The following is a 14,611-nucleotide window of genomic DNA, read 5'->3' as shown; positions in this document are numbered from 1 at the left end:
GTGCATCTCCAGGAATTAAGTTCTAAAAAGGATAACTCTGTGTTGAGTTGAGTCTAAGGTCTCTTTCCGAATCTTCGTGTACTGGTAAAATTGAAAATAGCATTTACTTAATAATTAGATGACGCAAGTAAGTAAAACTGATAATAATATCACTACGATCATAGATCGCATAAATTAAAACCACATTCCCATTAAATTTCCTCATGGAGAGTCAGATGAATTACAACCTATTTTTAAACTTGTGTGATGAGTTAGTTTCTAATGCAAACCAGCCTCAAATAAATAGTAGTGATGGCTATACAAAAATAAAACAGCTTTCAGGAGATGATGTCTATCTAGTCAGGGAGAAGCTAATATATCTACGAAAGAAAATTATTTATGAACACATCGTCAATGGAGGACCTTTAACACCTTACATTTCTTATGTATGTACCTTAATTGATGGAGCAAGAGACAATACAAAAACTAGAGAACAAGGCAACGCTTCAACTATCAAATGGAAAGAAATAATAAGTGTTTTAGGGGAAATTAAAGAAACAAACAGTCTAATGAAAGAAGATAGCAACTTCGGAGAGACCTATGCAAAATATTTTGATTTTAGCCACTCCTGTTCAAGAATAATAAAGAAAGGATTCCCAATCCTAGAAAAAGAAGATAACTTCTATCTCGATGATAGTTATTACCAGCAACTAACCAAGGAGATTGACAGACTTGCCACTTCAATTGGTGGATGTAATATCCTCCATGCGGTTTTTGAAAACATTGCCACTAAATATGATTATAATCAAAAAAGATTCCATATTCACCGTTCACTTTCTATGGGTCAGGATAGACCGTTACCTGCTATACCATGGGCATACCTAATTGCGTTAGGGACAAAGCATTCAAATAATTTTGGAGATCGTAATCGTGAGAGTAACTTTCCCAAATTAATTGAACTTTTAACAGATGTAGTTTCTATTTTTGAGGTTCAGGATTATAGCCCCTATGAATCATGGTACGTTGACCATTATGGTTTAACCAAATTCCTATCTGACGAAATTGTGTTCGACAACCTGTATTGCATAGCTCAGATGCACAGTGACCACGTGGCTGAAATCTTAAACTATATAGTAAACTCATCTGAATTTAAAAATTTAAAAAGCTATGGTTTTTCAATAGGTAAAATATACAAGAGCGGGTTAACATTACTTAGTAAAACTTTAGATATTCAGATTACTAATATTAGCCATGACAGCATAAAAAATATATTAAATTTAGATCATAAAAAAACCACAGCGATAATTAACAATATCCTCCTCAATAAATCCCCTAACCACTCATTAGAATTCCCTCCCAAAAGCACCAATATTGATAATAATTTTAATATACTGTCTCCCTTAAAAAACTCTTATCTTTTATTACCACGACCTTTATCTTCCTTAGCACTTCTTAACAACATATTAAACTCTATTATCGCTCCTGATGGCAAAAGAAATGAACATAACGATGCAGCGTTAGGACATGTAATCGAGAGATTTGTTAAGGATAAATTATTATCTTATGGGATTGTGTTTCATAGCGGAAATTTTGTTAGTAAAGATGGATTAGTATATGGTGAAAGTGATATAACAATTGAAACTAAGACCGCCGTAATTTTTATTGAGATAAAAAAGAAAGGAATGACCAGACTATCAATGTCAGGGGTCGATTATTCAATTCTGTCTGATTTAGGTGGGGGGTTGATTCATGCCACAAGCCAATGTTTTAAGGCTGAGCGCGTTTTACGATGTGATGGTGGAATTAGCATTGAAGGATCTTCCCCTATAACATATAAATCACAAAGAGTAATTAAAATTGCCTTAACTCTTTATGATTATGGAAGTTTTCAAGACAGAATGACGATTCGTTCAATTTTGACTAATTCATTGGGTGTAACATTTAAAGGAGCTAATTCAGGCATTGACAAAAAACTTAATAACTGGAAAGAACACATAAATGAATTATCAACACATATTCAATGCCTTAAGGATTCCAGCCAACTTGATGCCGAACCATTTCACAACTTATTTTTCATGAGCATATCTCAGTTGCTGATGATACTAGAAGAGAAAGGTTCTAGCGACGGTCTTGTGAAAGCATTAACAATGCTTTCATCAATATCACATTCGACTAGAGATTTCTACAAAGAGTATTCTCTTTCTAGAAAATACATGCAACCTTAAAGCAACACTAAACAAAATTAATTATTTTTGACAGTTGCCAAATTAATACTGGCGACTGTCAAAATTATCTTAGTTTAATAACTCCCACTTGAGCGTTAATTTTACCAAAAAAACATTTAACACCAGCCTTTTCAACCACATACATTTCTTGTTAGATTCTTTCAGCATTGCACAAGGCTACTATTTTCCAGTTTCGATTTCATTTAAACTGAGAGTTATTTTAGAGCCTTTTGATACTGTTCATTTCCCAATAAGAGCATAATCATAAGGTGTTATAGTTTGGCTCTTATTTATATCAAGATAATCAGCCCACCACTGCACCATTAACAGTCTCTCATCCAAATGCTCAGATGTATGAATATAAGCCGCACGTACATTGTTGCGCTCTGAGTGACTCAACTGGTGTTCTATCGCGTCATCGCTCCATAACCCTGACTCACCGAGCGCACCACGCGCCATCGTCCTAAAACCATGTCCGCAAACTTCGGTTTTCGTATCATAACCCATGGCACGCAACGAACTATTCACCGTGTTTTCACTCATAACTTTGGCGGCGTCGTGATCCCATGGGAACAGCAGCTCTTTATCACCACTAATTTGCTTGAGCTGCTCTAATAAAACCATCGCCTGCCGACTGAGAGGAACAATATGCTCCTCTTTCATTTTCATGCCACGAAACGAGTAACGCACACCTTTAATTTCTTCTCGCTGTGCTGGTATACGCCAAAGAGATTTATCGAAGTCGAACTTATCCCATCGCGCGAAACGTAACTCACTGGAGCGCACAAAAGTTAGTAAGGAAAACTCAACCGCGATGCGTGTCATTACACGGCCACGATATGCCGCAAGGCGTGCCAGAAATTCAGGGAAACGGCTGGGAGGTAGAGCTGGATAGTGTCGTGCTTTGGTTGTCGATAACGCACCAGCCATATCGCTAGCCGGGTTAGAGTCGATGTAATCGTTCTGTACGGTATAACGCATAATTGCCGTGACACGCTGCTGAAGACGCTGTGCGACGTCATGTTTGCCACTGGCATCAACTTTCTAATCGGGGCTAACAGGTGGCTGGTTTTGAGCTGGAGAATGCCGGACGAACCGATATGAGGGAAGATATAAAACTCAAGATAGCGAAGAACGCGCGATCGATGCTCTTCACTCCAGCGCTTGTTACTGGCATGCCATTCACGGGCAATAGTTTCGAAAGTATACGCCCCGAATTCTCGGCCTGATCTTCTTTTTATTCGGCTTTTGGGTCAATGCCCTGCACTAATAGCTTTTTAGCTTCATCACGCCTTGCTCTTGCCTAAGCAAGGGTCGCAGTAGGCCAAACACCGAAAGCGAGGCGATCCTCTTTTTTGTCAGAGGGGCGTCTGTATTTCATGCGCCAGTATTTAGAACCCTTGGCCGAAACCTCAAGATACAAACCGCCGCCATCGGCCATTTTGTAGGTTTTGTCTTTTGGCTTTGCGGTCTCGACCTGTCTGGCGTTGAGCTTCATCTGGGGGCACATTTCTTATCGAAGTTAAGATGCCCCCAATTATGCCCCCAATGACATCCGGATTTCAACGGACAGCCCCGGACGACTCAGGACGTAAAAATCGCTGTAAGCATTGATTTTTAAGGGGTAATTGGACTTTCTCGGATGGTCTTGGAAGTACTAATGGTGCCGAAGGCCGGACTCGAACCGGCACGTATTTCTACGGTTGATTTTGAATCAACTGCGTCTACCGATTTCGCCACTTCGGCACTGAAGGGATACGGAAAACGTTTTGGATTATACCTGCCGCTGGCCGCCATGCAAGCAACAGCGTGCATCAGTCGTGCTAAGTGTTGAAAAAAACAGCGTAATCCCACAAACGAGCGGTGCGGCGTCACATTTTTCAGCCATCAATGCGCAGCAAACCGGCTCCGTGGCCTTCACTTCCCTACCCCTACGACCGACACATCACCAATTCCGCGCCAATTTTTCTCAAATCCATCTCACATTACACCCTCATCGCGTCAACGTTTTATCGCCGCCAACCATAAGCATTTACGCTTCCTCAAACACTCAATATAAGATTCCGGAATAATTGATGTAATTAATTTATATATTCCATAAAAAACTACTCCATCGCTTTTTCTTATTACCGCAATCCTTAAGAATTTATTAATTACGTCAATATTTTTATAACTTTACATTAATGAAAAGTTTTGTTTTCGCTCTTTATTCCAGGATTTTCCTCAGGCGTGAAAGTTCCGGTAAATACTATTTTTACTAGTCGCTGTACGAGTCTCGATGGACATCTTCACTCGGTGAATTTACTCAGGAGAAAGACTGTGACTACCTTAAAACCTTTACTGGCGCGTAACCGCAGCTGGGCGCTGCAGAAGTGCCAGTATGACCCGGAATATTTTGAAAAACTGGTAGCCGGGCAGCGGCCGCACTCGCTGTGGATTGGCTGCTCCGATAGCCGCGTTCCCGCCGAAGTGCTCACCGGCAGCCATCCCGGCGAACTCTTCGTCCACCGCAATATCGCTAACATGATTGACCCCGCCGACGACAACTTTATGAGCGTATTGCAATATGCCCTCCACTATCTCGAGGTCGAACGGGTGGTGCTCTGCGGCCACTACGGCTGCGGCGGCGTGCAGGCGGCGCTGTCGTTGCCGGAGATGCCGCTGGCCCACGAGTCCTCGGCGCTGTCCCGCCGCATCGGCTCGCTGCGCGATACCCTGCAGGGTGATATCACTGCTCTGACGCACACTGACACTGACGCCGAAGCGGGCGAGGCGCTCAATGCCCTGGTGGAGGCCAACGTTCGCGCCCAGTTCATCCGCCTGCTTGACTGTGACCCCGTACAGACGCAGCTCGCCAGCGGACGGCCGCTCAGCCTGCACGGCTGCGTCTACGATCTGGCATCTGGCCATCTGACCACTCTCGTCGAACACCTCTCACCTCAGGAGCATGCCCCATGAATACTCTTCGTCAGGACTCTCTCGCAGGCATTGTCGTCTTCCTTGTCGCCCTGCCGCTGTGCCTCGGCATCGCCCAGGCCAGCGGCTTACCACCCTTTGTCGGTCTGCTAACCGGCATCATCGGCGGCCTGGTCGTCACCGCACTCAGCCCCTCCCGCTTCGCCGTCAGCGGCCCCGCCGCCGGACTGGTCACCATCGTCGTCGCCGCCATTGAATCCCTGGGTTCCTTCTCCGTCTTCCTGATGGCGCTGGTGCTGGCCGGCGTGCTGCAGCTGCTGTTCGGCATCCTGCGGGCCGGGCGCTTTATCTCGCTGGTTCCCGCCAGCGTCATCAAAGGTATGCTGGCGGCGATCGGCATCCTGCTGATTATGCAGCAGATCCCCGTCGCGCTTGGCAGCGCAGAAGAGACCGGGCTCGTTGATATCGTGCAGGGTAACGCCACCTTCTCCCTCAGCGCTATCGCCGTCGCCCTGGGCGGCCTGCTGGTGCTATGGCTGTGGGGTTCGCCGCTTATCCGCCGGGTGAAGAGCCTGCGCTGGATCCCCGGCCCGCTGATCGCTGTCCTGCTCGGTTGTGCCACCACCGTATTAATGACCCAGGCCGCGCCGCAACAGCTTGCCGCTCTGCCGCGCATTACCCTGCCGGAGTTCGGTAGCCTCGGCGATCTGCTGGGCGAGCTGGAATCTCCTGCGTGGAGCGCATGGCGTAATCCGTCGGTGTGGGTAGTGGCGTTGACCCTCGCGCTGGTCGCCAGCCTCGAAACCTTGCTCAGCCAGGAGGCGCTGAAAAAACTGCGTCCGCAAAATCCGCCGCCTTCGCCGAACCGCGAAATGGTCGCCCAGGGCGTCGGCAACCTGCTCTCCGGCATACTCGGGGCGATGCCGATCACCGCGGTTATCGTCCGCAGCTCGGTCAACGTCAGCAACGGCGCACAGAGCAAACTGTCGATCTTTATCCACGGCGTGCTGCTACTGATCTGCGGACTGTGGTTTAGCGGCCTGCTGACGTTAATCCCACTCGCCAGCCTCGCTGCCGTGCTGCTGTACACCGGCTATAAGCTGGCGACGCCGCGGCTGTTCATTGAACAGTTCCGCCAGGGCGCCGCACAGTACGTCCCCTTTCTTGCCACCATTGGCGGGATTATCGGCTTCGGCATGCTGGCGGGGATCGGGATTGGTCTCGCCACCCAGGTGGCGTTCAGCATCTGGCGTAGCCATCGCCATTCACTGCAGCTGGCGCGCTACGACGACCACTACGTGCTGCGCATCCAGCAGAACCTGACCTTTTTACACAATCCACATCTGCTGGCGCTGCTGGCGAAAATTCCGGAAAAGAGCGTGGTGATCGTCGAGCACGATAACGTCGGCTATCTTGACCCGGATGTGCAGGCGGTGCTGGATGATTTTGCCGAGAGCGCGCCGCAGCGCGGCATCCGCCTCAATCAGTGGCCGCTTGCCAGCCGCTGACCGTCTCCCGGGCGGCTGGTCCGCCCGCTTATCCACCCCTCCTAATGCCAAGCGACGCCTGTTGCCATGCTCTACACTTTCTTCGTTACTACGCCAACCCCAAGGAAACAAACATGAGCATCATTAAAAGTTACGCCGCCAAAGAAGCGGGCGCCGATCTGTCGCTGTGGGAGTACGATGCCGGCGAACTGTTGCCGGAAGATGTCGAAGTCGAAGTGGAGTACTGCGGGATTTGTCATTCGGACCTGTCGATGATCGACAACGAATGGGGCATGTCGAGCTACCCGCTGGTCGCCGGTCACGAGGTGATTGGCCGGGTGGCGGCGCTGGGCAGCGCGGCGCAGGATAAAGGGCTGAAGATTGGTCAGAAGGTAGGGATCGGCTGGACGGCGCGCAGCTGCGGCCACTGCGACGCCTGTATCAGCGGCAACCAGATCAACTGCCTGGAAGGCTCTGTGCCGACCATCATGAACCGCGGCGGCTTCGCCGATAAGCTGCGCGCCGACTGGCAATGGGTGATCCCGCTGCCGGAGAGCATCGATCTGGCTTCCGCCGGCCCGATGCTGTGCGGCGGCATCACCGTCTTCAAACCGCTACTGACCCACCACGTGACCGCCACCAGCCGCGTCGGCGTGATTGGTATCGGCGGCCTCGGCCATATCGCGATTAAACTGCTGCGGGCGATGGGGGCGGAAGTGACCGCTTTCAGTTCTAACCCGGCTAAAGAGCAGGAAGTGCTGGCAATGGGCGCCGATCGCGTGGTGAACAGCCGCGATCCGCAGGCGTTAACCGCGCTGGCCGGTCAGTTCGATCTGATCATCAACACCGTGGCGGTGGACCTTGACTGGCAGCCGTACTTCCAGGCGCTGGCCTACGGCGGCAACTTCCACACCGTCGGCGCGGTGATGAAACCTTTCCCGGTTCCGGCCTTTACTCTGATCGGCGGCGACCGCAGCATCTCCGGCTCGGCGACCGGTAATCCGTCCGAACTGCGCAAGCTGATGAAATTCGCCGGCCGTAGCAAAGTGGCGCCAACCACCGAACTGTTCCCGATGTCGCAAATTAACGAAGCCCTGAAGCACGTGCGCGAAGGCAAAGCCCGCTATCGCGCGGTATTAAAAGCCGACTTCTGATTGTTCTTTATCGCCGGGCGTCCCGTTCGCCCGGCGCTTGTCTCTTTGCTTCATCAAACCGTCATCTCCCCGCCATTCCTCTGTAGTCATCGCTTCCCACAATCCGGGCTTCCATAAACGCCTGAACGAGACGCCCGTCACCATGAATAAGCGCTGGCTCCCCTGGCTGATACTGTCGCCTTCCCTGTTGTTTTTACTGCTGTTTACCTGGTTTCCGCTTGGCCGTTCGGTCTATGACAGCCTGTTTGATACCCGCATGGCCAGCGACGGCGCACAGTACGTCGGGCTGGATAACTTCACCCGCCTGTTTGCCGACGGCGTGTTCTGGCAATCGCTGGTCAATAACCTGCTCTATATCCTGCTGACGGTGGTACCTGGCGTGACGCTTGCTCTGCTGCTGGCGGTGGCGCTGAGCGAGAATCACCGCGTCAACCGCTGGCTGCGCACCGCCTTTTTCTTCCCGATGATTATCCCGATGGTTAGCGCCGCCGCGCTGTGGCTGTTTATCTTTATGCCCGGCCTCGGCCTCCTCGATCACTATTTGGCGAAGCTATTTGGCCCGCTAAACAACAACTGGCTGGGGCGCAGCAACAGCGCGCTGCTGGCGCTGGCGCTGATTGGCGTATGGAAGTTCGCCGGTTATTACATGCTGTTTTTCCTCGCCGGATTGCAGAGCATTCCGGCCTCGACGCGGGAAGCGGCGCTGATGGAAGGGGCCACCCGCACCCAAGTATTTTTTAAAGTGACGCTGCCGCTGCTGCGCCCGACGCTGAGCTTTGTAATCACCACCGCGCTGATTTACTCCATTACCCAGATTGATCACGTCGCGGTGATGACGCGCGGCGGGCCGGATAACGCCACGACCGTGCTGCTCTATTACATCCAGAATCTCGCGTGGGATACCCACGACCTCGGCAAAGCCTCCGCCGCCACCTTCCTGACGCTGGCCGGGCTGTTTGCCTTCTCGCTGATTAACCTGAAATTGCTGGAAAAAGGAGCCCACTATGAGCGCTGAAATCTCGCCGCTGATGGTCCGCTCGCCCGCCGCTGCGCGTCCGCTGTGGTTGCGCCTGCGTCGCTCGCAGCCCTTTACCCTGACGGTAATCATGTGCTGCCTGGCGCTGCTATGGGTGAGCCCGTTTATCTGGATGCTGGCGACCTCGTTCAGCGCCACCACCTTCGGCGAAGATATGGCCTCATTGCTGCCGCGCCTGCCGCTGACTCTCGATAACTTCCGCGACGCCTGGGACAGCGCCGACTGGCTGAGCCTGTACGCCAACACCCTTATCTTTACCTTCGGCACTTTCTTCGTGCAGCTACTCACCATCACCACCGCCGGCTACGTCTTCGCCTGCCACGAATTTCGCGGCAAGAAAACGCTGTTTCTGCTGTTTCTCGTCCAGCTGATGATCATGCCGGTGGTGATGATGGTGCCGAATATGCTGACCCTGAAAACCTTCGGCCTGCTCAACACCCTGACCGGCGTGATGATGCCCTACTTCACCTCAGCGTTCGGCGTGTTTCTGATGCGCCAGGCGTTCCTCGCCATCCCGAAAGAGCTGGAAGAGGCAGCGCTGATGGAGGGCTGCCGCTGGTGGCAGGTGCTATTCCGCGTACTGCTGCCGATGTCCTGGCCGTCGGTGCTGGCCTTCGCCACCGTCAGCATTACCTACCACTGGAACGAGTACCTGTGGCCGCTGATGATGCTCAACGATCCCGATAAGCAGGTGCTGACGGTCGGGCTGGTCTCTTTCGCCATGGGCGCTGAATCCGGCGGCCAGTGGGGCACCATCGGCGCCGGGACGCTGATGGTCTGCCTGCCGCTGATGCTGGCGTTCATCCTTTTCCAGAAACAGTTCCTGCGAAGCTTCGGCTTCTCCGGGATCAAATAAGGAGTTATTCATGCTGTTAGCGCACATTTCCGATACCCATTTCCGCAGCCGCGGCGAAAAGCTGTACGGTTTTATCGACGTCAATGCCGCCAACGCTGATGTGGTTTCTCAACTTAACGCGCTGCGCGAACGCCCGGATGCGGTGGTGGTGAGCGGCGATATCGTCAACTGCGGCCGTCCGGAGGAGTATCAGGTCGCCCGCCAGATCCTCGGCAGCCTGAACTATCCGCTGTATCTCATCCCCGGCAACCACGATGATAAAGCGCTGTTTCTGGAGTACCTGCAGCCGCTGTGCCCGCAGCTCGGCAACGATGCCAATAATATGCGCTATGCGGTTGACGACTTCGCTACCCGCCTGCTGTTTATCGACTCCAGCCGCGCCGGCACTTCAAAAGGCTGGCTGACCGACGAGACCATTAGCTGGCTGGAAGCGCAGCTGTTCGACGGCGGCGACAAACCGGCAACGATATTTATGCACCACCCGCCGCTGCCGCTGGGCAACGCGCAGATGGACCCGATTGCCTGTGAAAACGGCCACCGTCTGCTGGCGCTAGTGGAGCGTTTCCCGTCGCTGACGCGCATCTTCTGCGGCCATAACCATAGCCTGACCATGACCCAGTATCGCCAGGCGCTGATCTCCACCCTCCCCGGCACCGTCCATCAGGTACCGTACTGCCACGAAGACACTCGCCCGTATTACGATCTCTCGCCGGCTTCGTGCCTGATGCACCGCCAGGTCGGCGAGCAGTGGGTGAGCTACCAGCACTCGCTGGCCCACTACGCCGGGCCGTGGCTGTACGACGAAAACATCAGTTGTCCAACGGAAGAGCGCTAACCGCCATGCTCAGTCTGCAAAACATCAGTAAACATTTCGACGGTAAACCGGCGCTTAGCGCGCTGTCGCTTGATATCCGCGAAGGCGAATTTGTGGTGCTGGTCGGCCCGTCGGGCTGCGGTAAAAGCACCCTACTGCGCCTGCTTGCCGGGCTGGATCAGGTCAGCGAAGGCGAAATCTGGCTGCATGATGAGAACATCACCGACACCACGCCGCGCGAACGCAATTTTGCGATGATCTTCCAGAACTATGCGCTGTTTCCACATCTGTCGGTGCGCGACAACATCACCTTCGGCATGAAGGTACGCAAGGAAGAGAAAAGCAGCTGGCAGCCGCGGGTAGATAAAGTCGCGCAGATGCTGCAGTTGGAGACGCTGCTCGATCGCAAACCGGCGAAGCTCTCCGGCGGCCAACGGCAGCGGGTGGCGATGGCGCGGGCGATCGTACGTAATCCGCGGCTGTTCTTAATGGATGAACCGCTTTCCAACCTCGACGCCCGCCTGCGCAGCGAAGTCCGCGACAGCATTATGGACCTCCACCAACAGTTGAAAACCAGTACCGTCTACGTCACCCACGATCAAACCGAGGCGATGTCGATGGCCGACCGCATCGTGGTGATGAACGGCGGCCACGTGCAGCAGGTGGGGCGGCCAGAATATCTGTATGCCAACCCGGCCAATCTGTTCGTGGCTGGATTTATCGGTTCGCCGGCAATGAATCTGCTATCGCTCCCCTGCGTTGACGGTAACGTTCAGCTTGGCGAACTACGCCATCCGCTACCGTCGCGCCACCGCAGCCAGACCCGCGTCTGGCTTGGCATTCGCCCGGAACATATTACCGACCGCGTGGAGCAAGGCCATCTGCACCTGCCGGGCACCGTCCTGCAACGAGAACTGATGGGAGCCGATTATCTGCTCCACGTCAGCACCCCGATCGGCACCCTGCGCTTTAGCCGCCGCCACCGCGGCGCAGTACCGGAAAAAGGCGAATCGCTGATCCTCGGCTTCTCGCCTGCCGATGTGCATCTTTTTCATGCTGAGACCCAGCATAATTTACTGATGGAGTGTAATCATGTTTAAACCCTTCACCGCCCTGACGGTTGGGCTCAGCCTCGCTCTGAGCGGCGCGGCGCTGGCGAAAGAGAAAATAGACTTCATGTTTCCGGCCCCGGTAGACGGCAAGCTGACGATGGAGATGACCCGCGTTATTAAAGCGTTCAATGACTCGCAGCAGGATGTCGAAGTACGCGGCATCTTCACCGGCAACTATGACACCACCAAGATCAAAGCCGAATCCGCACAGAAGGCCGGACAACCGCCGGCGCTGGTGATCATGTCCGCTAATTTCACCACCGATCTGGCGCTGAAGGGTGAGATCCTGCCGATGGACGAACTGTTTAAATATGGCGATCAAAAGGCCGGCGATTTTCTGCAAAAGGAGTTCTGGCCAGCGATGCATAAGAACGCCCAGGTGATGGGCACCACCTATGCGATCCCGTTCCATAACTCGACGCCGATCCTCTACTACAACAAGACGCTGTTCGATCGGGCTGGGATCACCCAGCCGCCGCAGACCTGGGCCGAGCTGCTGGCCGATGCCAAAAAGCTGACCGACGAGAGCAAAGGCCAGTGGGGGATCATGCTGCCGTCGACCAACGACGACTACGGCGGCTGGATCTTCTCGGCGCTGGTGCGCGCCAACGGCGGTAAATATTTCAATGAAGACTATCCGGGTGAGGTTTATTACAACTCGCCGACCGCTATCGGCGCTCTACGCTTCTGGCAGGATCTGATCTACAAAGACAAAGTGATGCCTTCCGGGGTACTGAATTCGAAGCAGATCAGCGCCGCATTCTTCTCCGGCAAGCTCGGAATGGCGATGCTCAGCACCGGCGCGCTGGGCTTTATGCGCGAGAACAGTAAAGATTTTGAACTCGGTGTCGCCATGCTACCAGCCAAAGAGCAGCGCGCGGTGCCGATCGGCGGCGCCAGCCTGGTGAGCTTTAAAGGCATCAACGACGCGCAGAAGAAAGCGGCCTACCAGTTCCTGACTTATCTGGTGAGCCCGCAGGTGAACGGCGCGTGGAGCCGCTTTACCGGCTACTTCTCGCCGCGCAAGGCTTCTTACGATACGCCGGAGATGAAAGCATATCTGCAGCAGGATCCACGGGCGGCGATCGCCCTTGAACAGCTGAAGTACGCGCATCCGTGGTACTCCACCTGGGAGACCGTCGCCGTGCGTAAGGCGATGGAGAACCAGCTGGCGGCGGTGGTCAACGATGCCAAAGTAACGCCGGAAGCTGCGGTACAGACGGCACAGAAGGAAGCTGACGCGCTAATGAAACCTTATGTTGATAAGACCGCGCTGGGAGAAGTGAAGTAGCACAGGTCTGTAGCGGGGCGCCCGGCTTGCGGCGTAAACGCCCAAGCCGGGTGACCAACCGCCCCCAGCGCAGAATGCGCCGGAGAGTTTTTGCGAAGCCTTAGATTTTATCCGCCTGCGACGAAGCCCAGGATTTACGCGCGTAGGCTTTTCCCGCCGGGCTGGTATCCAGCTTCTCACGCAGATAGTGCTCGATCTGCTCAAGGCTGCGGTTGCGCGTTTCCGGCACGCATTTGATCACGAAGATCGCGCCGAAGATGCCGATTGCCGCAAAAATAAAGAAGGTTCCGGAGAGGCCGACCCACGACAGTAGCATCGGGAAGAACAGCGAGATCAGGAAGTTGGCAATCCACATTGAGAACACCGCCCCGCCCATAAACATCCCGCGCATCCGGGTTGGGAAAATTTCCGACAACAGCAGCCAGGTCACCGGTGACAGCGCCCCCTGCTGGAAGCTCAGGAACAACAGCATTCCCGCCAGTACCATATAGGCGCGCAGCGCATCCGGCTGACCATTGACCGTTTCCGGCAGCAGGTAGCTCACCGCGCCGATAAACACCAGGCAGGCGGTACAGCCGAACTGGCCGATCATGGTCATCGGGCGACGGCCTATCTTCCCCAGCATCCAGATACCGACAAAGGTCATCAGCACCGAAACCACGCCGTTGGCAATGGTGGCGAACAGCGCGGCATTATCGGTCATACCGACCGAGGTCAGCACCGTCGGCGCATAGTACATAATGGTATTGACGCCGGTCAGCTGCTGAATAACCGCCACGCCGATACCGATCATGAACAGCTTAAACAGCCACGGGGTCATGATTTCACGAATTTTTGGCTTACCAAGATTGCGCTGCTCGTCGAGAGTTTCCGTAATCTCCATTAGCTCCCATTCGACATCATCTTTACGCCGCGTACGCTCCAGCACCCGGCGCGCTTCCGCCAGTCGGCCTTTCATCGCATACCAGCGCGGGGTATCCGGCATAAACATCATGCCAAACCACAGCAGCACGGCAGGTAGCGTCGCCACCGCCAGCATCCAGCGCCAGGTACTTTCACCGCCCCACAACTCATGGAAGGTGGCGTTAGAGATATAGGCCAGCAGCTGGCCTGAGACGATCATCAGTTCCTGCAGCGTAACCAGTTGCCCGCGTTTGTTGGCCGGCGCCATCTCAGCGATATATACCGGCACCGTTGCCGCCGCGCCGCCAACCGCTACGCCGAGAACCAGGCGGAAGAAAATCATCCAGTTGACGTCCGGCGCGAGGGCAGTACCCACCGCGCCGATAGCGAAGATCACCGCCAGCCAGAGGATGATTTTCTTTCTGCCTGCGGCGCTGGCCAGATGGCCAGAAAGCAGTGCGCCGAATGCGGCGCCGAACAGCAGCGAGCTGGTCACCAGCCCGGTGGTAAACGGCGTGAGATGCAGCTCCTTACCCATAAACAGTAGGGCGCCGGAAATCACTCCGGTGTCGTAGCCAAAGAGTAAACCGCCTAAGGTCGCAATCAACGCGACGATCTTAACAAACGGCGTTGCCGGGGCGTCGCTATTCGGCCCCGACGCTTTATTGAGTGTGAGATATTGTTCCTGTGACATAGAAGACTCCAGTAACCTACCTTGTAGGGGGAAGATATGCTCTTGTCTGAATACAGAGGCCTCCTGCCTCACGGACGTGTCGTTCTCGTGTGGTTCTCTTGAGGTTTAGAAAAAGCGGGCCACGCAGCTGTGTGGCCCGAAATG

At 53.7% G+C, this 14,611-nt stretch carries 10 protein-coding genes, 1 tRNA gene and 1 pseudogene; 9 read left to right on the top strand and 3 right to left on the bottom strand.

The window, feature by feature from the left end; all coding sequences use genetic code 11:
* Positions 1-215: 215 nt before the first annotated feature.
* Complete coding sequence (locus PGQ95_RS18000; RefSeq protein WP_430918919.1) at positions 216-2,204, top strand: hypothetical protein; 1,989 nt, start codon at positions 216-218, stop codon at positions 2,202-2,204.
* Positions 2,205-2,444: 240 nt separating this feature from the next.
* Here the strand turns inward: PGQ95_RS18000 and PGQ95_RS17995 are convergent.
* Both PGQ95_RS17995 and PGQ95_RS17990 read right to left on the bottom strand, forming a co-directional pair.
* Positions 2,445-3,702 (bottom strand): annotated as a pseudogene (locus PGQ95_RS17995) (tyrosine-type recombinase/integrase).
* A gap of 163 nt (positions 3,703-3,865) precedes the next feature.
* Positions 3,866-3,950, bottom strand: a tRNA-Leu gene (locus tag PGQ95_RS17990).
* A gap of 573 nt (positions 3,951-4,523) precedes the next feature.
* Here PGQ95_RS17990 and PGQ95_RS17985 point away from each other — a divergent pair.
* The 8 genes from PGQ95_RS17985 (at position 4,524) to PGQ95_RS17950 (ending at position 12,870) form a co-directional block, all read left to right on the top strand.
* Entirely contained in the window at positions 4,524-5,162 is a 639-nt protein-coding gene (locus PGQ95_RS17985; RefSeq protein WP_430918917.1) for a carbonic anhydrase, read from the top strand.
* Positions 5,159-6,628 (top strand): SulP family inorganic anion transporter, encoded by a 1,470-nt coding sequence (locus PGQ95_RS17980; protein ID WP_045364863.1) that lies wholly within the window; start codon positions 5,159-5,161, stop codon positions 6,626-6,628. The genes PGQ95_RS17985 and PGQ95_RS17980 overlap by 4 nt, the downstream gene beginning before the upstream one ends.
* Positions 6,629-6,741: 113 nt before the next feature.
* Entirely contained in the window at positions 6,742-7,761 is a 1,020-nt protein-coding gene (gene ahr / locus PGQ95_RS17975) for an NADPH-dependent aldehyde reductase Ahr (RefSeq protein ID WP_032709732.1), read from the top strand.
* Between the two features lie 142 nt (positions 7,762-7,903).
* Positions 7,904-8,776: a carbohydrate ABC transporter permease gene (locus PGQ95_RS17970; protein WP_113374809.1), complete on the top strand. Its 873-nt coding sequence runs from the start codon at positions 7,904-7,906 to the stop codon at positions 8,774-8,776.
* On the top strand, positions 8,766-9,653 hold the full coding sequence (locus PGQ95_RS17965; protein ID WP_046654732.1) for a carbohydrate ABC transporter permease: 888 nt from the start codon (positions 8,766-8,768) through the stop codon (positions 9,651-9,653). Before PGQ95_RS17970 ends, PGQ95_RS17965 begins: the two co-directional genes overlap by 11 nt.
* A 10-nt stretch (positions 9,654-9,663) precedes the next feature.
* A complete protein-coding gene (locus PGQ95_RS17960) occupies positions 9,664-10,488 on the top strand; it encodes a phosphodiesterase (RefSeq protein ID WP_430918915.1) in 825 nt (274 codons plus the stop codon).
* 5 nt (positions 10,489-10,493) lie between these two features.
* Positions 10,494-11,567 (top strand): ABC transporter ATP-binding protein, encoded by a 1,074-nt coding sequence (locus tag PGQ95_RS17955; protein ID WP_430918913.1) that lies wholly within the window; start codon positions 10,494-10,496, stop codon positions 11,565-11,567.
* Positions 11,560-12,870, top strand: a complete 1,311-nt coding sequence (locus PGQ95_RS17950; RefSeq protein WP_430918911.1) for an ABC transporter substrate-binding protein — start codon at positions 11,560-11,562, stop codon at positions 12,868-12,870. Before PGQ95_RS17955 ends, PGQ95_RS17950 begins: the two co-directional genes overlap by 8 nt.
* Positions 12,871-12,970: 100 nt before the next feature.
* On the opposite strand, the gene PGQ95_RS17945 is transcribed toward PGQ95_RS17950, so the two are convergent.
* Complete coding sequence (locus PGQ95_RS17945; RefSeq protein WP_015368530.1) at positions 12,971-14,467, bottom strand: sugar porter family MFS transporter; 1,497 nt, start codon at positions 14,465-14,467, stop codon at positions 12,971-12,973.
* Positions 14,468-14,611 lie beyond the last annotated feature (144 nt).

Origin of the sequence: Klebsiella sp. 141240, from assembly GCF_050600805.1 — a bacterium.
Classification (GTDB): Bacteria; Pseudomonadota; Gammaproteobacteria; order Enterobacterales; family Enterobacteriaceae; genus Klebsiella; species Klebsiella aerogenes.
The sequence above is the reverse complement of the archived record's forward strand: the minus strand, read 5'-3'. Positions and strand labels throughout refer to the sequence as shown.